This window comes from Bradyrhizobium sp. SZCCHNRI20481 (genome assembly GCF_032485055.1).
GTDB lineage: Bacteria > Pseudomonadota > Alphaproteobacteria > Rhizobiales > Xanthobacteraceae > Bradyrhizobium.
The window spans coordinates 31,057-50,846 of record NZ_JAUEUE010000013.1; the positions used below are offsets into that span (position 1 = coordinate 31,057).

A 19,790-nucleotide genomic window follows, 5' to 3' on the forward strand; every position below is an offset into this window, starting at 1 on the left:
CGATTCCATCACTGCTGATACCCGCCCCGTTTGGCGGGATACTACCGACGCGCGGGAACTTCGCAATCGGCATGCGCAACGTGTTGTGGGGGTGATCTCGGCCTACCGGCGGTTGCTGCAACCCGGGCGGTGCGGGCTACAGCTCGAGCCGCCATGTCTCGCCCGTCAGCGGGACGCCGAACATGGCGTGCGGCTCCTCGGCGATCTTGCGAAACCCGGCGCGGGCATAGATGTCGCGCGCGGCGGTGAGAATGCTTTGCGTCCACAGCTCGATCGTCCTGTAGTTCTTCTCGCGGGCGAAGCGGATGCATTGTTCGGTCAGGGCCCGGCCGACGCCGAGACCGCGGGCCTTCTTCTCGACCAGCAGCAGCCGCAGCTTGGCGGCCTCGTCGCTGCCCTTGACCAGGAAGATCGAGCCGACCGGCTCACCCGCAAGCTCGGCGATCCAGCAGTGCTCGCGCGCCGGGTCGTAGCTCCTGATGAACTGCGCGCCGATCTCGGCGACCAACGCCTCGAACGAGACGTCCCAGCCATATTCCTCGGCGTAGACGGCGCCGTGCCGTGAAACCACCCAGCCGATGTCGCCCGGGCGATGGCTGCGCAGCAGCACCGGGGAGCGGCCCGGCTGCTGCGGCTCCAGGGCGGTCTCGATCGTCGTCATTGCACCGACCAGCCGGTCGCGCACGGATGGCGCCAGCGACGCCAGCATGGCCGCGATCTCCTTCTGCGAGCTGCGGTCGAGCCTGGCATAGGCCTGTCGTCCCTTGGCGGTGAGCCCGAGCTGCTGCTGCCTGCGATCGGTCGGCAATGGCGTGCGGGTGATCAGGCCCTGCTCGTCGAAGCTCTGGACGATGCGGCTGAGATAGCCGGCATCGAGGCCGAGCGAGAGACCGATCTCCTTGGCCGAGATGGCGTCGTACTGCGCCAGCTCATAGAGCACACGCGCTTCGGCCAGCGAAAACGGACTGTCGAGCAGATGCTGGTCGAGCGCGCCGAGCTTCTTGGTGTAGAAGCGGTTGAACGCGCGGATGGCGGCGACCTGGCCGTCGGCTGGGGCGGAATTCATGGGGCACCTCCAATATTTGCCATTGTCAATCAATTGATTGACTTTGGCAAGTATTGTCGGGCCGCTACACCATCACGATCCGGCTGCGCAGCATCGTCCGTGAGGAACGTCCGAGCTGACGCAACAGCCGCGTCTCGGCGCGCTTGTGGTCGGGCTTGTACCCGCCGAGTTGCCGGTAGTGATCCCTGGCGATCAAGAGACCCTGATCGCCGAGCGGCCCGACCAGGACCCGCGCAACCGCTCGCAGCCGGTCGCGCATGCTGATTGCAACATAGGGAGACCGGGCATAACGGAAGACGCCAGCGCGCGGCTGGCCGGCGGCGGCGACGCTCTGGACGAACTGCATGGTCTCGTCGATCCAGCCGGGATCGAGCATCGCGCCTGCAGGAAGAAACATCAGCCACGGCGCCCGCGCGTTCGCGGCGCCGGCCGCCAGCGCTGCGGCATGGCTGCCCTCGAACTTCATGAAGTGGCAGCCGGCAACGTCGGCGACGCGCTCGATCACGCTGGAATCGGGTGAGCGGTCGACCAGCAGCACCTCGGTGACGACACCGGCCGCAGCGCCTGGCACCAGTGCGGACAGGGTGGCCACGGCGGTCTGCTCGACCCCTGCGGTCGGGATGATCACGCTCAGCATGAACCGGACATCGTTATTTGTAGCGCCTCCGCTGAGATTGTTATCATCTTGTCATAGCCAAATCAGCCCGCTGCGCTGCGGAATTTTGCAGCACGTAGCCGGCCGCGCCCGTCCGGGCAACGCCCGAACGATTGCTATTTCAAGGTGCTGCGTTGCTAGAGCTCGCGCTTGGCTGGTTCAGTCGCCCGCCTGTGTCGGCGTGGTGCCGCCGGCGCTGTTCGGCCAGACCCAGTCGCGGATCGTCGGCATGTCCTCGCCATGCGCCCGGATGTAGCGGGTATGCTCGATCAGCGCATCGCGAAATTTCTGCTTCACGTGGGCCGCCGACACGCTGAGGCCCGGCACGCGTTCGATCGCCTCGATGGCGAGGTGGAAACGGTCGAGCTCGTTGAGCACGACCATGTCGAACGGCGTCGTCGTGGTGCCTTCCTCGATGAAGCCGCGCACATGCATGCCGGCATGGTTGGTGCGGCTGTAGGTGAGGCGATGGATCAGATACGGATAGCCGTGATAGGCGAAGATCACCGGCTTGTTGGTGGTGAACAGGCTGTCGAAGTCGCGGTCGCTCAGGCCGTGCGGATGGTCCTGTTTCGGCTGCAGGGTCATAAGATCGACGACGTTGACGACGCGGATCTTCAGGTCGGGCAATTCCTTGCGCAGCAGGTCGACGGCCGCGAGCGTCTCCAGGGTCGGGACGTCTCCGGCGCAGGCCATTACCACGTCGGGCTCCTCATCGGCGGGCTCGGTGCCGGCCCAAGACCAGATGCCGATGCCGGCGTCGCAATGCGTCGCCGCCTCCTGCATCGACAGCCATTGTGGCGCGGGCTGCTTGCCGGCAACGATGACGTTGATGCGGTCGTAGGTGCGCAGGCAGTGGTCGGCGATCCACAGCAGCGTATTGGCGTCCGGCGGGAAGTAGATGCGGACGATATCCGCCTTCTTGTTGGCGACGAGGTCGACGAAGCCGGGGTCCTGATGGCTGAAGCCGTTATGGTCTTGCCGCCAGACATGCGAGGTCAGGAGATAGTTCAGCGACGCGATCGGGCGCCGCCACGGCAGCTCGCGTGACACCTTCAGCCATTTGGCATGCTGGTTGAACATGGAATCGATGATGTGGATGAAGGCCTCGTAGCAGGAGAACAGGCCATGGCGGCCGGTGAGCAGATAGCCTTCGAGCCAGCCCTGGCAGAGATGCTCGCTCAGCACCTCCATGACGCGGCCGTCATGCGCCAGATGGACGTCATAGGGCTCGATGCCCTCCATCCACACGCGCTCGGTGACCTCGAACACCGCATCGAGCCGGTTCGACGCCGTTTCGTCGGGACCCATGATGCGGAAGTTTCGGGTCTTCGCATTCAGCGTGATCACGTCGCGCAGGAACTTGCCGAGCTCGCGCGTCGCTTCAGCGATGGTCTGGCCTGGTGAGGACACCTCGATCGCGAAAGCTTGATAGTCCGGCAGCTTGAGCTCGCGCTTGAGCAGACCGCCATTGGCATGCGGATTGGCGCCCAGGCGTCGCTGCCCTTTCGGCGCCAGCGCCTGCAATTCCGGCCTGAGGCGGCCATGGGCGTCGAACAGCGTCTCCGGCTCGTAGCTCTTCAGCCAGGCTTCGAGCAGCGCGAGATGCTCCGGCTTGCTGCGGGGGTTGGCAATCGGCACCTGATGGGCGCGCCAGAAGCCTTCGACCTTGAGGCCGTCGACCTCCTTCGGCCCGGTCCAGCCCTTCGGGCTGCGCAACACGATCATCGGCCAGCGCGGCCGTTGGATCGTTGCATCCGGCTGACGCGCATTCTGCTGGATGGAGCGGATGCTCGCGAGCGCAACATCGAGCGCGTCCGCCATCTGCCGATGCATCGCCTTCGGCTCCGCGCCTTCGACGAACAGCGGCTCGTATCCGTAACCTTCAAACAGGCATTTGATCTCGGCATCGCCCATGCGGCCGAGCACGGTGGGATTGGCGATCTTGTAGCCGTTGAGATGCAGGATCGGCAGCACCGCCCCGTCATGGACCGGGTTCAGGAACTTGTTCGAATGCCAGGACGCGGCGAGCGGGCCGGTCTCGGCCTCGCCGTCGCCGACCACGCAGGCCACGATCAAATCGGGATTGTCGAACGCCGCACCATAGGCGTGGACCAGCGCGTAGCCGAGTTCACCGCCTTCATGGATCGAGCCCGGCGTCTCAGGCGCGGCATGGCTCGGGATGCCGCCGGGGAAGGAGAACTGCCGGAACAGCTTGCGCAGGCCATCGGCATCGCGCGTGATCTCCGGATAGATCTCGCTGTAGGTGCCTTCGAGATAGGTGTTGGCGACCATGCCCGGACCGCCATGGCCGGGGCCGCAGATGTAGATGACGCTGAGATCCTGCGCCTCGATGGCGCGGTTGAGATGGGCATAGATGAAGTTCAGGCCGGGCGTCGTCCCCCAGTGGCCGAGCAGGCGCGGCTTGATGTGCTCCGGTTTCAGCGGCTCGCGCAGCAGCGGATTGTCCAGCAGATAGATCTGCCCCACCGAGAGATAATTCGCCGCGCGCCAGTAGCGATCGAGCAGGTCGAGATCGTCGGCCGGGGTGGTCTGTTGGGGAGAAGTGATCTGCATGGGACCTCGCTTGCCTTCCGCTTCGCGCCTGCGGGATACTTTATGAGAGTAACGCCGCACCGTCCTGTTCCAGCGCACTTGCAGGATAGAACAGGAATGTGATGGCGGGCCTTGCGCCCGCGCAGAGCATGTGTGCGCCTTCGTTCTATTTTGTTCTTGTAATGTTCTGTTTGCGTGCTATGTCTTGGCCATGAGCCGAGCATCTTCACATGCCCTCAAGCGCCCGCCGGTCCCGGTGCCCTCCGAGCCGGCGGGCGCGCCTTCGTCAGGTCCTGGGAAGGACTTTCCCGAACTTGCGGTCGCCATCGAACGGGGCCGGCGCCGCGGCCGGGGTGCCCAATCCAACGCGAGCGGTCGCTACGAGGCGGAGGCCCGCGTTGTCTTCGATGATGGCTGGCAGAGCCTCGAGGAGCTGCCGCCGTTCAAGACGACGGTCGCGACCGACACCTCGCGCAAGGTCATCACCCGCAACGACTCGCCGGACATTGGTTTCGATCGCTCGATCAATCCGTATCGGGGCTGCGAGCACGGCTGTGTCTACTGCTTCGCGCGGCCGACCCATGCGTTTCTCGGGCTGTCGCCTGGTCTCGACTTCGAATCCAAGCTGTTCGTGAAGCCGGATGCGCCCGCGCTTCTGGAGAAGGAGCTGGCGGCCAGCGGCTACGAGCCGCGGATGATCGCGATCGGCACCAACACCGATCCCTATCAGCCGATCGAGCGCGAGCGGAAGATCATGCGCGGCATCCTCGAGGTGCTGGAAAAGGTTGGCCATCCCGTCGGGATCGTCACGAAGTCGGCGCTGGTGATGCGTGATGCCGACATCCTGGCGCGGATGGCCAAGAAGAACCTGGCGAAGGTTGCGATCTCCGTGACCACGTTGGATCCGAAGCTGGCGCGCACGATGGAGCCGCGGGCCTCGACGCCGTCGAAGCGGCTGGAGGCGCTGCAGGCGCTGTCCAAGGCCGGCATTCCGACCACGGTGATGGTGGCGCCGGTGATCCCGGCGCTCAACGACAGCGAGATCGAGCGCATTCTCGATGCCGCCGCCCATGCCGGCGTCAAGGAAGCGGCCTATGTGCTGCTGCGGCTGCCGCTGGAGGTGCGCGACCTGTTCCGGGAATGGCTGCTCGAGCATTATCCCGACCGCTACCGCCACGTCTTCACCCTGATCCGCGACATGCGCGGCGGCCGCGATTACGACTCGCAATGGGGCACGCGAATGAAGGGGACAGGCCCGATGGCCTGGATGATCGGCCGCCGCTTCGAGATCGCCTGCGAGAAGCTCGGGCTGAACAAGCGTCGGACCAAGCTGACGACCGATCATTTCGTCCGGCCGAAGGGCGGCGGCCAGCAGCTCAGCCTGTTCTGAAGCGTGCGGAGAGTAGGTGGAGAGTAAGTGATGGGCGCACAAGCGAGCGTTCCGCGGTTCACCGTCATCACACTCGGTGTGTCCGAGATGCGGCGGAGCATCGCCTTCTATACATTGCTCGGCTTCGTCCGAAAATTCCGCGCGACCGGCGAGGCCGTGGCATTCTTCGAGACCGGCGGGACGGTGCTGGCGATGTACCCGTGGGGCGCGCTCGCCGATGACGCGGGCGTGCCAGACGCACCGCGTCCACAGGCGTTCCGAGGCGTGACGCTGGCATGGAACTGCCGCTCGGAGGCTGAGGTCGATGCGGCGCTTGCGTCGGCGGTGGAGAAAGGTGCGATGCTGCTGAAACCGGCGCAACGGACCGACTATGGCAGTTATAGCGGCTATTCTCCGATCCGGACGGTCATGTCTGGGAAGTGGTGGTCGCGCCGGGGATTGATGTCGGCGAGGATGATCGAGTGCATCTGCCGGCGTAGTCGGTCGCCGGCAGGGGGCGAATAGCGGGGAATTGAGGCCCGTTCGGGTTGCGCCGCCGCCAGCCGTTTCGCACCATGGCGGCCATGATTCGCGATCAGTCAAAGAAGCCGGGCAGGGCGAAAGCAGCGAGCCGTGCCGTGGCGAAGAGCGCCCCTGCAAAGGCCGCGATCAAGCCTGCTGCCCCGGGTGCTGCCGGCAAGTCGGGCGGCAAGGGCGGCATCGCGGTGGCGCCGCCGAGCTTCCGGCGTGAGCGCGCGCTGTTGAAGCAGGGCGTCTGGCCGGTCGCGGGCTGCGACGAGGCGGGACGGGGGCCGCTGGCCGGTCCGGTGGTCGCTGCGGCTGTGATTCTCGATCCTGCGCGCATCCCCAGGGGTCTCGATGATTCCAAGCGCCTGAGCGCGGAGCAGCGCGAGGCGCTGTTCGACAAGATCTGCAAGACGTCGGCGTTTGCGGTGGCCGTCGCATCGCCGGCGCGAATCGATCGCGACAACATCCTGCGTGCCTCGCTCTGGGCGCTGTCGCGCGCCGTGAGGGCGCTGCCCGAGGCGCCGAAGCACGTCTTCGTCGACGGCCGCGACCGCATCGACGTCGATTGCGGCTGCGAGGCGGTGATTGGCGGCGATGGTCTGGTGATGTCGATTGCGGCCGCCTCGATCGTCGCCAAGGTCACGCGCGACCGGCTGATGTGCGCGCTGGCGCAGGATTGCCCGGGTTACGGCTTCGAGCAGCACAAGGGCTATGCTGTGCCGGAGCATCTCGCCGCGTTGGACCGGCTCGGCCCCTCGGTGCATCATCGCAGCCTGTTCGCGCCTGTCGTCGCCGCCCGGCGCAAGCATCAGCCGTGGACCGATGTGCCGGAGCCGGATCTGTTCGCGGAGGTGACCGTGGTGACATCCACCGAAATCTCGCTCGAGGTCTGATGCAGGTTGCCTCGCGGGCGCCGCGGTCTTAATAGTTTTGGTCAGCCAGCCAGCACGAAGTGTCACCCCTCGCAGCAGGGGCGGTGTTGTGCGCCCCGATCGTGCGGTATCGATTGCGGGCGTCGGACAGCGAGGCTGCTGCGGATGAGCGACGGTCCTGCCGGCCTCCTCGACGTCCTCAGCGATTCAGCCAAGCGATCCAGCCGTTCATGCGTTTCACGTCACTGGTTGTCGAACTGATCCGCGCAAGGCCGCGGCTGGTCGTCGTCATCGTGGTGCTGTGCCAGGCCCTGATGTGGCTCGGCGTGGCCATGCTGTTCTATCGCAGTCCACCCGGCCAGCTTGCCACCACCATCGCGTTCGGACGCGAGTACCAGGTCGGCACCGATCTCGGCCCGCCACTGTCGTTCTGGCTGTCGGACATCGCCTATCGCCTCGCCGGCAACCACCTGTTCGGCGTCTACGTGCTGGCCGTGCTGTGCTCGGCCCTGGGTCTGTGGGTGATGTATCTCCTGGCGGGGGCGATCGTCGGCGGCCAGCAGGCGGTGCTCGCCGTGCTGCTGACCATGACCATCACCGCGTTCGGTGCACCCACGCTGGAATTCGGTCCGGAGGTGCTGGCGCGTCCGCTCTGGGCGCTGCTGCTGCTCCATAGCTGGCGGATTCTCGGCGAGGGCCGGCGCAACGCCTGGTTTGCCTGGTCGATCGAGGCCGGCCTGCTGCTGCTGACCACCTCGGCCGCGGCGGGCCTACTGCTGCTGATCGCCGGCTTCGTGGTCTCCACCGCGCAGGGCCGCCGGGTGCTGCGCTCGTTCGATCCGCTGTTCGCGCTGCTGGTGGTGCTGGCGCTGGCGCTGCCCTACCTCATCTTCGTACTGCGCGCCGACAGCGTCGGACTGCCGGCGCTGCCCGTTCTCGCCGAGCTCTCGGTGCGCGCCTGGCATTGGCTCGCCTTGGCTAGCGGGGCGCTGCTGGCGATCTCGGCCATGGTGCTGCTGTTGCTGCTCGACGCCAGCTGGATCAGCCGCAGCGAGACCGACGCCCCGATCATCTACCGCCGTTCGGTCCCGCCGCTCGCCCGCGACTTCGTCTATTGCTTCGCGATCGCACCGACCCTGGCGGGCAGCCTGATCTCCGGCCTGTTCGGTCTGCCCACGGTGTTCGGCGGCGTCGCCGTCACCTTGACGATGGTCGGCCTCGCGCTGGTGGTCGCGTCCGGCGATCTGATCTATCTGCGCCGTCAGCGGCTGCTGCGCACGGTGTGGGCGGCTGCGGTCGCTGCGCCCGCGGTTTTCGTTGCCGGCAGCGCCGTGATTCAGCCCGTGATCGGCGAGGGCGAGGTCGCGACGTCGATGCCGGCCCGCGACATCGCCCGCTTCTTCGTCGAGAGTTTTGAGCGCCGTACCAACCAGCGGCTGCAGGCGGTCGCCGGCGATCCGCAACTCGCCAGCCTGGTCGCGCTCGGTCGCCGCCGCGCGCATCTGTTCCTCGATGCCACCCCGCAGCGGACGCCCTGGGTCACGCCGGCGAAATTCGCCGAGAGCGGCGGCGTCGTGGTGTGGCGCGCCTCCGACACGGTCGGCACCCCACCGCCTGACATCGCCCAGCGCTTTCCCGGGCTGGTGCCGGAGGTGCCGCGCAGCTTCGACTGGCTGATCAACGGCCGCCAGCCGGTGCTGCGCATCGGCTGGGCCATCGTGCGGCCGAGGGGGCCCTAGCGCTTTCCATGCGAGCCGTCATTGCGAGGAGCGAAGCGACGAAGCAATCCAGGGCTGCGCGCGTGACGCTGGATTGCTTCGCTGCGCCGCTGCGCTCGCAGTGAGGGACGCGAATTGGGTCTTCAAACCGCTATCACCGTCGCGATTGCGCGCAGATCCTGCCAGGACAGCCGCTTGTAGGACGGCGAGCGCAACAGATAGGCCGGATGGAAGGTCGCGATCGCGCGGATCGTCCGCTTGCCGGTGTCGTAGTCGCGCCATTTGCCGCGCACGCGCATGATGCCCTCGGTCGTACCGAGCAGCGACTGGGTCGAGGGATTGCCGAGCGTCACCAGCACATCGGGATCGACCAGCTCGATCTGGCGGCGAATGAACGGCAGGCAGATCTGCGTCTCCTGCGGCGTTGGCGTACGGTTGCCGGGCGGGCGCCAGGGAATGACGTTGGCGATGTAGACCTTGCTGCGGTCGAGCCCGATCGCGCCGATCATGCGGTCGAGCAGCTTGCCGGAGCGGCCGACGAATGGCAGGCCCTCGATGTCCTCGTCGCGGCCGGGCGCCTCGCCGACCAGCATGATGCGCGCCTGCGGATTGCCGTCGGCGAACACCAGCCGCGACGCCGTCTGCTTCAGCGCGCAGCCGTCGAAAGTCTCCAGGAGCTCGCGCAGCGCCTCCAGGGTCGGCGCCGTCCGCGCCGCCTCGCGGGCCGAGGCGACGGCCGCTTCCGGCGGAGGCGGCGGTTCTCCGCGCGGCGGAATGATCGCCGGCGCGGCCGGCCGGCCGGGCTGCGTCGGCGCCTGACGGGCGACGGGGGCCGCGGCGGGGAACGAAACCGCCTCGGGCTCGACCAGCCGGTTGATCGGCTCGTCGGCCAAGGCGCAATCGACCCCGGCCTCCAGATAGAAGGCGAGCAGTTGCCGGACGTCGGGGAGGGGCTCGGGGGTCATCATGATCGATCGCCGCGGCAGTGTACGCTGCCTCGGAGCATGGCGGAATGCATTTCGGTGGTTGTCCTGCCCCGAAAAATCGGAAACAAGAGTTTGGAATAACCCAAAAAGGGACGGAACGCCCTAGTGTTCCGGCGCCAGCCGTCGCTCCCCCTCCGGACCAGTCTTCAGCGAACGGTCAACGCCTTCAGGAACCCTAGTTAAGTCATTGTTGCCATTGCAGCTCCGGGTTTGACCTTTGCACGCGCCAGGGGGCGGCAGAGGTCGGGTCCCCTGCACCGGCCGGGCCTGAGATCGAGAGAGATGAGCACCGAAGAATTACCTCCGCGCGAATCCATGGAGTTCGACGTCGTCATCGTCGGCGCCGGCCCCTCGGGCCTGTCCGCCGCGATCCGGCTGAAGCAGCTCAATGCCGACCTCAACATCGTCGTGGTCGAGAAGGGCTCCGAGGTCGGCGCGCACATTCTGTCCGGTGCGGTGATCGATCCGGCCGCGCTCGACAAGCTCATCCCCGACTGGCGCTCGGACGACGATTGCCCGCTGAAGACCCAGGTCAAGGTCGACAAGTTCTTCTGGATGACCGAGAGCAGCGCGATCTCGCTGCCGGGCTTCGCGATGCCGCCGCTGATGGACAACCATCACTGCTACATCGGTTCGCTCGGCAATGTCTGCCGTTGGCTGTCGCGCAAGGCCGAGGCGCTCGGCGTCGAGATCTATCCGGGCTTCGCGGCCACCGAGGTGCTCTATGACGAGCAGGGCGCGGTGCGCGGCATCGCCACCGGCGACATGGGCATCGGCAAGGACGGCAAGCCGAAATCCTCGTTCACGCGCGGCATGGAGCTGCTCGGCAAGTACACGCTGTTCGCGGAAGGCGCGCGCGGCAGCCTGTCCAAGCAGCTGATCGCGAAATTCGCATTGGACGCCAAGAGCGAGCCGGCGAAATTCGGCATCGGCCTCAAGGAAGTCTGGCAGATCGATCCTGCCAAGCACCAGAAGGGGCTGATCCAGCATTCCTTCGGCTGGCCGCTCGACATGAAGACCGGCGGCGGCTCGTTCCTGTATCACTACGACGACAATCTCGTCGCAGTCGGTTTCGTCGTCCACCTGAACTACGACGATCCCTATCTGTCGCCGTTCGAGGAATTCCAGCGCTTCAAGACGCACCCGTCGATCCGCGGCGTGTTCGAAGGCGGCAAGCGCCTCGCCTACGGCGCACGCGCCATCACCGAAGGCGGCTATCAGTCGGTGCCGCGGCTGTCGTTCGCCGGCGGCGCGCTGATCGGCTGCGCCGCGGGCTTCGTCAACGTGCCGCGCATCAAGGGCGTGCACAACGCGATGGGCAGCGCGATGCTCGCGGCCGAGCACGTCAATGCCGCGCTCGCATCCGGCCGCGCCAATGACGAGCTGGTCAGTTACGAGAACGCCTGGCGCGGCTCGCCAGTCGGCGAGGATCTGTTCAAGGTCCGCAACGTCAAGCCGCTATGGTCGAAGTTCGGCACGGTGCTCGGCGTCGCGCTCGGCGGCTTCGACATGTGGTGCAACACGCTCGGTTTCTCGTTGTTCGGCACCCAGTTGCACGTCAAGCCCGATCGCGCGACGCTTGATCCGGCCAAGGCGCATCAGCCGAAGCCTGCGATGAAGCCGGACGGCAAGCTGACCTTCGACCGGTTGTCTTCGGTGTTCCTGTCCAACACCAATCACGAGGAAGACCAGCCGGTGCATCTGAAGGTCGCCGACATGGCGCTGCAGAAGAGCTCCGAGCACGACGTCTATGCCGGGCCATCCAACCGCTATTGCCCTGCGGGCGTCTACGAATGGGTCGAGGAGGGCGCCACCCCGCGCTTTGTGATCAACGCGCAGAACTGCGTCCACTGCAAGACCTGCGACGTCAAGGATCCCAACGGCAACATCACCTGGGTTCCTCCGGAAGGAGGCGGTGGGCCGAACTACGAGGCGATGTAGCCTCGCATAACGCACGATTGCGTGAGTCGGCTGCTCCGGGGAGGGCAGCCGGCCACGATACGGCCATACTGGCGCGGTTTGACGCAGGTCACCTTCGCCAAAGGGGCCTCCGGCTGACCCGAATATCCTGCAAATCCTTGCGGTTGGCCGCCAAACGCGGCATTGTCGGCGCCTTGAAGAGCTGCCGATCGGGGTCCTGTCCGTACCGATCCGTCATTTCCAACAACCAGAGCGCACCGTGATGTTGTCAATTCGCAATCGCTGGACCGCAATTGCCGTTTCTGCCTTGCTGCTCCCCGGTGCCGTCCTGGCCCAGACGCCGGATCATCCTGCGGATAACGCCGCGAAGTTTCCGACCAGCGTCGATCTGAAGTCGCTCACCACCTCGGGCAGCTATCTGGCGGCCCGCCACGCCAGCGTCGAGCGCGACGCGGCCTCGGCGGCGGCGTTCTACCGCTCGGCGCTACGTAGCGACCCGAAGAACAACGAGCTGCTCGACCGCGCCTTCATCTCCTCGGTCGCCGATGGCGACATCGACGAGGCCGTGAAGCTGGCCGAGCGCGTGCTCACGATCGACAAGGCGAACCGCATCGCGCGCCTCGTTGTCGGCGTGCAGGACATCAAGCAGAAGAAATACACAGCCGCCCAGACCAACATCAACCAGTCGGTGCGCGGGCCGATCACCGATCTCGTCGCCACCTTGCTGTCGGCGTGGGCCGCGGCCGGTGCGGGCGATTCGAAGACCGCCGTCGCCAATATCGACAAGCTGACTGGTCCCGAATGGTATCCGCTGTTCAAGGACCTCCATGCCGGCATGATCCTGGAGCTGGCCGGCAAGGAGAAGGACGCCGGCACGCGGTTCGAGCGCGCCTACAAGCTCGACGATTCGATGCTGCGCATCACCGAGGCCTATGCGCATTGGCTGTCGCGCAACAAGGATGCGGCCGCCGCGACCGCGATCTATGAAGCCTTCGACAAGAAGCTCGCGCGCCATCCGCTGGTGCAGGAGGGCCTGCGCGAGACCAAGGCCGGCAAGAAGCTGCCGTCGCTGGTCGATTCGGCGCAGGCCGGCGCCGCCGAGGCGCTGTACGGCATCGGCGCCACTTTGAGCCGCCGCGGCGGCGAGGATCTGGCGCTGGTCTATCTGCAGCTCGCGCTGCATCTGCAGCCGAATCATCCGCTGGCGCTGCTGTCGCTCGCCGATCTCTACGAGACCGTGAAGAAGCCGCAGATGGCGATCAAGGTCTATGAGCGGGTGCCGGCGAGCTCGCCGTTGAAGCGCAATGCGCAGATCCAGCTCGCCACCGATCTCGACAGCGCCGACCGCAGCGACGAGGCGATCAAGATCCTCAAGGACGTCATTGCGCAGGATCCGAAGGATCTCGAGGCGATCATGGCGCTCGGCAACATCGAGCGCGGCCGCAAGAAGTTCGCCGACTGCGCCAAGACCTATTCGCTCGGCGTCGATTCGCTGCCGGTGAACAATGAAAAGGCCAACAGCGTCTATTACTACTACCGCGGCATCTGCCTGGAGCGCTCCAAGCAGTGGCCGAAGGCTGAGGCCGACATGCGCAAGGCCCTCGAGCTGCAGCCTGACCAGCCGCATGTGCTGAACTATCTCGGCTATTCCTGGATCGACCAGGGCATCAATCTCGACGAAGGCATGAAGATGATCAAGCGTGCCGTCGAGCAGCGGCCGGACGATGGCTACATCGTCGACTCGCTCGGCTGGGCCTATTACCGCATCGGCAATTACGAGGAGGCGGTCAAGAACCTCGAGCGCGCGATCGACCTCAAGCCTGAGGATCCGACCATCAACGACCATCTCGGCGACGCCTATTGGCGCATCGGCCGCAAGCTGGAAGCCAAGTTCCAGTGGGCCCATGCCCGCGACCTGAAGCCCGAGGCCGAGGAGCTGCCGAAGATCGAGGCCAAGATCCAGAACGGCCTGACTGATGATCCGGCACCCGCTGCGGCCAGCAACGACACCAAGGATACGCCGTCCGACGCCAAGAAGGACGACGGCAAGGGCGGCTAGGTCGTCCTGATTACGATGTGAGAGCCATCACGGGCTCCTCGGCTTGCCGGGGAGCCCGGATGATTTTGATGAAGCGTGTGGCGGTTGCCGGCCACGTTCGTTTCGGCCTCGGGCCGCGGCGAGTTGGCATCTGAGCTCCACCACCGAACATGCTGGGGGCATTGCGCCGATGTTGGCGTCCACGGTCACCGGCGCGCTGCAGGAGCAGGGGCGCGCCAAGGTCAATCTGACCCTGCGGGTCGTCGGCCGCCGGGTCGACGGCTATCATGATCTCGAAAGCGTCGTCGCCTTTGCGGATTGCGCGGACCAGCTCGCGCTGGTGCCGGGGGCGGAGCTGACGCTGACCACGACCGGACCTCTCGCAGAGGCCTGTGGCGAGACCACGGACAATCTGGTGCTGAAGGCGGCGCGTCTGCTGGCGGAGGCCGTTCCCGGCCTGAAGCTCGGCGCGTTCACGCTGGAGAAGGTGCTGCCGGTCGCCGCCGGCATCGGCGGCGGCTCGGCCGATGCCGCAGCGGCGCTGCGGTTGTTGGCGAAGCTGAACGGCCTGTCGCTGGACGATCCGCGCCTCACTGCGGTTGCCCTGAAAACCGGCGCCGACGTGCCGGTTTGCGTCCCCTCGCGCGCCTGCACCATGACCGGCGTCGGCGAGAACCTGCAGCCGCTTGCGCTTCCCGTCCTGCCCTGCGTGATGATCAATCCGCGGGTGCCGGTCGCGACCAAGGACGTGTTCCAGGCGCTCGGCCTGAAGCCTGGCGACCTGCTGGTCGGCGTGACCGATGTCCTCACGGCGCCGTCCTGGCCGCAGGCCGGAGCGTCGGTCGGAGACTGGGTCGCTGCACTCGATCAGGTGAAGAACGATCTGGAGCCGCCCGCCCTGAAGGTGCAGCCGATCATCGGCACGGTGCTCGACGCGCTGCGCGCGAGTTCAGGCGTCCTGCTCGCTCGCATGTCCGGCTCCGGCGCGACGTGCTTTGCGATCTATGGCAGCGAGGCGGATGCAAAGTCGGCCGGCGCTGCGATCGCAGCCGCGCACCCGGAGTGGTGGGTGCATGCGGGGACGCTGAGCTAGTTTGCGGGCTCGGCCCTCGTTGCGAGCGAAGCATCGAGACTCTTTGCTGCGGCCCTGGATCGCGTCGTCGCTACGCTCCTCGCGATGCCGGCGCGCTGATGATTCGTAGGGTGGGCAAAGGCGCAGCCTGGCTGCAGCCCGGCACAAGGTTGTGGCGGTGCCGTGCCCACCGTCTGACCGCGGGGCACGACGCCCGATGGTGGGCACGGCGCCATTGCAGCGTGATTTGTCGCATCAGCTGGGCAGGGCGCCTTTGCCCACCCTACAGAACTTGCTTGGGTGACGGTCTCTCGGCAGACGGACGAACTAATGCGACCGCGCCAGGCAGAACGCCACCACCTGCTCCAGCGCCGCCTTCATCGGTGACGCCGGGAACAGCGCCAGCGCGTCGACGGCCATCGCGCCATAGTGATGCGCGCGGCTGATCGTGTCCTCCAAGGCGCGGTGCTTGTTCATCAGCCCGATCGCATGGTCGAGATCGTGATCGCTGATCTCGCCGCGCTCCAGCGCCTTGATCCAGAAGGCACGCTCGCTGTCGCTGCCGCGGCGGAACGCGAGCACCACCGGCAGCGTGATCTTGCCCTCGCGGAAATCGTCGCCGACATTCTTGCCGAGCTTGGCGGCCTTGCCGCCATAGTCGAGCACGTCGTCGACGAGCTGGAAGGCGATGCCGAGATTCATGCCGAAAGACCGGGATGCGGCCTGCTCGGCCTTGGGACGGTCGGCGAGCACCGGGCCGACCTCACAGGCGGCAGCGAACAGTTCCGCCGTCTTGCCGCGGATCACGGCGAGATATTCGTCCTCGGTCGTTGCGGTGTTCTTGGCGGCGGCAAGCTGCATCACCTCGCCTTCGGCAATCGTGGCTGCGGCGGCCGAGAGAATGTCGAGCGCGCGCAGCGAGCCGACCTCGACCATCATGCGGAACGCCTGGCCGAGCAGGAAGTCGCCGACCAGCACGCTGGCCTCGTTGCCCCACAGCATGCGCGCCGACAATTTGCCGCGGCGCATTTCGCTCTCGTCAACCACGTCGTCATGGAGCAGCGTCGCCGTATGCATGAACTCGACGGCCGCGGCGAGCTTGACGTGACCATCGCCGGTGTAGTCGGTGAGATGAGCCATCGCCAGCGTCAGCATCGGCCGCAGCCGCTTGCCGCCGGAGGAGATCAGGTGGTTTGCGACCTCCGGGATCATCGTGACGTCCGAGCCGGTGCGCGACAAAATCGTAGCGTTGACCCGTTCCATGTCGGCTGCGACCAGCGCGACCAGCCCATCGATGGAGGCTCCCGATGGACTCTCGAAAGGTACGATAACCGCCACTCTGGTCTCCGATTTTGCTATGCTCGAAACGACAATAGAAACTGCGGCCGCAGGCGGCAAGGGCAGACACGGAACCTTGACCCGAGCCTTCTTGCCCAACCCTTCTTGACCCAAGCCCGCATGGAGACATAACGATTGAAGGAATTGGTTCGGACCAATGATATCGTGCTGGTTTCGGCGATAGGGGCGCTACTCGACGGCGCCGACATCCATCACCTCGTGCTCGATCAGAACATGAGCGTCATCGAGGGCTCGCTCGGCATCCTGCCGCGCAGGATCCTCGTGCATGAGGACGACAATCTCCAGGCTCGGCGGCTTCTCACCGACGCCGGTCTGGCGCATGAACTGCGCCCTGATGAGTGACGCTGTCGACATTTCCGAGGATGCCGTGCTCGGCGGCCAATTGCGGCTGCGGCAGCCCACGACGGGCCATCGTGCCGGCCACGATGCAATCCTGCTGGCGGCGGCGACGGCCGCGCGTTCGGGCGATCGCGTGGTCGATCTCGGTGCCGGCGTGGGGACGGCCGGGCTGGCCTTGGCCCGGCGCGTCGGCGGTCTCGGCTTGACGCTGGTCGAGCGCGAGCCGGATCTGGCGTGCCTCGCGCGCGACAACGCACGCGCCAATGCCTTGCCGGCGGAGGTCGTGGTGCTGGACATCGCCGCGGACGCGGCCGCTTTCGCTGCCGCAGGGCTCGGGCCCGACAGTGTCGACGTGGTGCTGATGAATCCGCCGTTCCACGATGCCGCGCGCCACCGTGCCTCGCCCGACGCCGCGCGCGCGACCGCGCACATGGCAACGGCGACGACGTTGGAGATCTGGACGCATGCCGCGCGGCGGATGCTGAAATCCGGTGGCGTGCTGACCTTGATCTGGCGGGCCGATGGTTTGAGCGAGGTCGTCGCGGCGCTGGCGCGCGGCTTCGGCAGTCTCGCGATTCAACCGGTTCACGGCCAAGCGGGGCAGCCGGCGATCCGTATCCTGGTCAGGGCCGTTAAGGGAGGGCGGGCGCCGACCCAGATTCTCGCCGGAGTGGTGCTGAATGAGGCGGCAGGCGTGCCGAATGACGAGGCCGTGCGTGTGCTGTCGGGGCAGGGGGCGCTGGCTTTGAGCACCCCCTGAACGGTTGATCGTGGTCGGGCGTTATTGCGTCTGAGCTTCGGACTGGCGTTCGGTTACCGTCGTGAAACGGATCGCAGTCAATAGAGTACCGATCAGCAGCATCAACAGGTAGACCTTCATGTATTCCTCCGCCGCACTCTGCACCTTGGCTCGCCGTGCGATTGCCCAGGAGATTGCAAGGCTCGTTCCAGCCCTTTGAATGGCAGCGGCGCGATAAAAAGTGGTTAATCCGAGGTAACAGGATGGTGGACAATTTGACACAACCCAGCGATGCAGCCGGACTCTTCGATCGCCTGAAGACGCTGCTTCCGGCGCGGCTGCGCGGCGTACCGGTGGTGCCGGTCGTCCGCCTGTCCGGCGTGATCGGCGCAGTGACGCCGCTGCGGCCGGGGCTGACGCTTGCGGGCGTCGCCAAGGTGCTGGAGCGCGCCTTCTCCATGCGCAACGCCAAGGCCGTGGCGCTGGTGATCAATTCGCCCGGCGGCTCGCCGGTGCAGTCGCGCCAGATCTATCTGCGCATCCGCCAGCTCGCCGCGGAGAAGAAGCTGCCGGTGCTCGTGTTCGTCGAGGACGTCGCGGCCTCCGGCGGCTACATGATCGCCTGCGCCGGCGACGAGATCTTCTGCGATCCCTCCTCGATCCTCGGCTCGATCGGCGTGGTCGGCGGCTCGTTCGGGCTGCAGGACCTGATCAAGAAGATCGGCATCGAGCGCCGGCTGTATACGGCCGGCGAGCACAAGGCGATGCTCGATCCGTTCCTGCCGGAGAATCCCGACGACGTGGCGCGGCTGAAGAAGATCCAGCGCGAGATCCACGCGCTGTTCATCTCGCTGGTCAAGGAGAGCCGCGCGACCCGGCTGAAGGGCGCCGACGATGTGTTGTTCACCGGCGAGTACTGGGCCGGCGACAGCGCCGTCACGCTGGGGCTGGCGGACGCTATCGGCGACCTCCGCGCCGTCCTGCGCACCCGCTTCGGCGACAAGGTTGCAACGCCTGTCGTGGCGCCGGCGTCCGGCCTGTTGTCGGGTCTGCTCGGCCGCCGCGCCGCGGGCGCCGGCAGCCTGGGATTCGGCTGGACGGGGCTGGCCGAGGAGCTGATCTCCGCGGCCGAAACCCGGGCGATCTGGGCCCGTTTTGGGTTCTAGACTGGAGGCCGCGCCATTTCGCCCCTCGCAATCCGGATTGCGGGGGGAACCGGGATCGGCGACAATGGGAATCGGGGTGGCTCTGTTCATGAACGAGGATCGACCAATGCCGCCGTTCGTTGCTTTCGCGGGTATGCTGGGCGGGCTTGCCGTGGTTCGCTGGGCCTACAAGGCCGCTCAGAAGATCAACCGGGAGCTCGAAGAGGCGCGACTGTCGCGCGTCGCCGAGGCCGCGCAGACCGCCGAGATCAAGACTCTGCGCCGCGATCCCGTCACGGGCGCCTACCGGCCGGGCTGACGCGAGCCGCTGGTCTTCGAGCGACGGCACGTCGCCGCCGTTCGGAGACCCTATTGCCTTGATTCCTGATGTCCCCGCCGATACGGTCCGCGCGCTTTTCCGACGCCTGCGAAAGACCGATACCGACGATGGACTCGCTACCTCTGCACATGCGCCCCGAACGTTCGTTCCAGGGCTTCATCCTGGCCCTGCAGCGGTTCTGGGCCGAGCAGGGCTGCGTGATCCTGCAGCCCTACGACATGGAGATGGGGGCAGGCACCTTCCACCCGGCGACGACCCTGCGCGCGCTTGGGCCGAAGTCGTGGAATGCCGCCTATGTGCAGCCGTCGCGGCGGCCGAAGGACGGCCGCTACGGCGAGAATCCGAACCGGATGCAGCACTACTACCAGTTCCAGGTGATCATGAAGCCGTCGCCGCCGAACCTTCAGGAGCTGTACCTGAAGTCGCTCGGCGCCATCGGCATCGACGCCGCCGTGCACGACATCCGCTTCGTCGAGGACGACTGGGAGAGCCCGACGCTCGGCGCCTGGGGTCTCGGCTGGGAGTGCTGGTGCGACGGCATGGAGGTGTCGCAGTTCACCTATTTCCAGCAGGTCGCGGGCTTCGAATGCGCGCCGGTCGCGGGCGAGCTCACCTATGGCCTCGAGCGGCTGGCGATGTACGTGCAGGGCGTCGACCGCGTCTACGACCTCAACTTCAACGGCCGCGACGGCGACGCCAAGGTCACCTATGGCGATGTCTTCCTGCAGGCCGAGCGCGAATATTCCCGGCACAATTTCGAGCATGCCGACACCGACATGCTGTTCGAGCAGTTCAAGATGGCCGAGGGCGCCTGCCGCAAATATCTCGATGCCGGTTGGAAGGACGACAAGCGCGAGGCGCATCTGATGGCGCTGCCCGCCTACGACCAGTGCATCAAGGCGAGCCACGTCTTCAACCTGCTCGACGCCCGCGGCGTCATCTCCGTCACCGAGCGCCAGAGCTACATCCTGCGCGTCCGCGAGCTCGCCAAAGCCTGCGGCGAAGCCTGGCTGCATACGGAGGCGGGCGGGGCGGGGGCGGCGTCAGCCGGTTGAGCGCGAAGGCTGACCCTTCACCCTCCCCTGGAG

16 protein-coding genes and 1 pseudogene are annotated in these 19,790 nt (G+C 66.3%); 12 read left to right on the forward strand and 5 right to left on the reverse strand.

The genetic code is table 11. The features are described 5' to 3' along the window. Positions 1-136: 136 nt before the first annotated feature. From QX132_RS21440 to QX132_RS21450, 3 genes are all read right to left on the reverse strand, one after another. Complete coding sequence (locus QX132_RS21440) at positions 137-1,066, reverse strand: helix-turn-helix domain-containing GNAT family N-acetyltransferase (RefSeq protein ID WP_316162805.1); 930 nt, start codon at positions 1,064-1,066, stop codon at positions 137-139. Positions 1,067-1,130: 64 nt separating this feature from the next. Then, the gene (locus tag QX132_RS21445) at positions 1,131-1,703 is read right to left on the reverse strand and encodes a glycosyl transferase (RefSeq protein ID WP_316162806.1); all 573 of its coding nucleotides are present in this window, start codon (positions 1,701-1,703) and stop codon (positions 1,131-1,133) included. Between the two features lie 177 nt (positions 1,704-1,880). Beyond that, complete coding sequence (locus QX132_RS21450; RefSeq protein WP_316162807.1) at positions 1,881-4,298, reverse strand: phosphoketolase family protein; 2,418 nt, start codon at positions 4,296-4,298, stop codon at positions 1,881-1,883. A gap of 190 nt (positions 4,299-4,488) precedes the next feature. Here QX132_RS21450 and QX132_RS21455 point away from each other — a divergent pair, with 190 nt between their 5' ends. The 4 genes and pseudogenes from QX132_RS21455 to QX132_RS21470 all read left to right on the forward strand — a co-directional run bounded on the left by QX132_RS21455 (position 4,489) and on the right by QX132_RS21470 (position 8,785). Next, on the forward strand, positions 4,489-5,667 hold the full coding sequence (locus QX132_RS21455; protein WP_315739952.1) for a PA0069 family radical SAM protein: 1,179 nt from the start codon (positions 4,489-4,491) through the stop codon (positions 5,665-5,667). Between the two features lie 30 nt (positions 5,668-5,697). Then, positions 5,698-6,146, forward strand: a pseudogene (locus tag QX132_RS21460) (VOC family protein). A 75-nt stretch (positions 6,147-6,221) separates the two neighbouring features. Then, complete coding sequence (locus QX132_RS21465) at positions 6,222-7,067, forward strand: ribonuclease HII (RefSeq protein WP_316162808.1); 846 nt, start codon at positions 6,222-6,224, stop codon at positions 7,065-7,067. A gap of 209 nt (positions 7,068-7,276) precedes the next feature. Next, a complete protein-coding gene (locus QX132_RS21470) occupies positions 7,277-8,785 on the forward strand; it encodes a glycosyltransferase family 39 protein (RefSeq protein ID WP_316162809.1) in 1,509 nt (502 codons plus the stop codon). A gap of 122 nt (positions 8,786-8,907) precedes the next feature. Here QX132_RS21470 and QX132_RS21475 read toward each other — a convergent pair whose 3' ends face one another. Further along, positions 8,908-9,729 carry a uracil-DNA glycosylase gene (locus tag QX132_RS21475; protein WP_315776265.1) on the reverse strand — a complete coding sequence of 274 codons (822 nt, stop codon included), beginning with the start codon at positions 9,727-9,729 and terminating at the stop codon, positions 8,908-8,910. 303 nt (positions 9,730-10,032) lie between these two features. Between QX132_RS21475 and QX132_RS21480 the strand changes: the two genes are divergently transcribed. The 3 genes from QX132_RS21480 (at position 10,033) to QX132_RS21490 (ending at position 14,801) form a co-directional block, all read left to right on the forward strand. Continuing rightward, positions 10,033-11,691 (forward strand): electron transfer flavoprotein-ubiquinone oxidoreductase, encoded by a 1,659-nt coding sequence (locus tag QX132_RS21480; protein ID WP_316162810.1) that lies wholly within the window; start codon positions 10,033-10,035, stop codon positions 11,689-11,691. A 241-nt stretch (positions 11,692-11,932) separates the two neighbouring features. After that, positions 11,933-13,729 carry a tetratricopeptide repeat protein gene (locus tag QX132_RS21485; RefSeq protein WP_315773965.1) on the forward strand — a complete coding sequence of 599 codons (1,797 nt, stop codon included), beginning with the start codon at positions 11,933-11,935 and terminating at the stop codon, positions 13,727-13,729. A gap of 169 nt (positions 13,730-13,898) precedes the next feature. After that, a complete protein-coding gene (locus QX132_RS21490; RefSeq protein WP_316162811.1) occupies positions 13,899-14,801 on the forward strand; it encodes a 4-(cytidine 5'-diphospho)-2-C-methyl-D-erythritol kinase in 903 nt (300 codons plus the stop codon). Positions 14,802-15,107: 306 nt separating this feature from the next. On the opposite strand, the gene QX132_RS21495 is transcribed toward QX132_RS21490, so the two are convergent. Beyond that, the gene (locus QX132_RS21495) at positions 15,108-16,118 is read right to left on the reverse strand and encodes a polyprenyl synthetase family protein (RefSeq protein ID WP_315739959.1); all 1,011 of its coding nucleotides are present in this window, start codon (positions 16,116-16,118) and stop codon (positions 15,108-15,110) included. 135 nt (positions 16,119-16,253) lie between these two features. On the opposite strand from QX132_RS21495, the gene QX132_RS21500 reads away from it, so the two are divergent. The 5 genes from QX132_RS21500 to QX132_RS21520 all read left to right on the forward strand — a co-directional run bounded on the left by QX132_RS21500 (position 16,254) and on the right by QX132_RS21520 (position 19,757). Then, positions 16,254-16,481 (forward strand): DUF2007 domain-containing protein, encoded by a 228-nt coding sequence (locus QX132_RS21500; RefSeq protein WP_315739960.1) that lies wholly within the window; start codon positions 16,254-16,256, stop codon positions 16,479-16,481. Continuing rightward, complete coding sequence (locus QX132_RS21505) at positions 16,474-17,238, forward strand: tRNA1(Val) (adenine(37)-N6)-methyltransferase (RefSeq protein WP_315739961.1); 765 nt, start codon at positions 16,474-16,476, stop codon at positions 17,236-17,238. Before QX132_RS21500 ends, QX132_RS21505 begins: the two co-directional genes overlap by 8 nt. Before the next feature lie 242 nt (positions 17,239-17,480). Further along, positions 17,481-18,383, forward strand: coding sequence for a S49 family peptidase (locus QX132_RS21510; RefSeq protein ID WP_315739962.1), 903 nt, complete (start codon positions 17,481-17,483; stop codon positions 18,381-18,383). 106 nt (positions 18,384-18,489) lie between these two features. After that, positions 18,490-18,681, forward strand: a complete 192-nt coding sequence (locus QX132_RS21515; protein WP_315739963.1) for a hypothetical protein — start codon at positions 18,490-18,492, stop codon at positions 18,679-18,681. A gap of 128 nt (positions 18,682-18,809) precedes the next feature. After that, positions 18,810-19,757: a glycine--tRNA ligase subunit alpha gene (locus QX132_RS21520; protein WP_316162812.1), complete on the forward strand. Its 948-nt coding sequence runs from the start codon at positions 18,810-18,812 to the stop codon at positions 19,755-19,757. Positions 19,758-19,790: the final 33 nt, after the last annotated feature.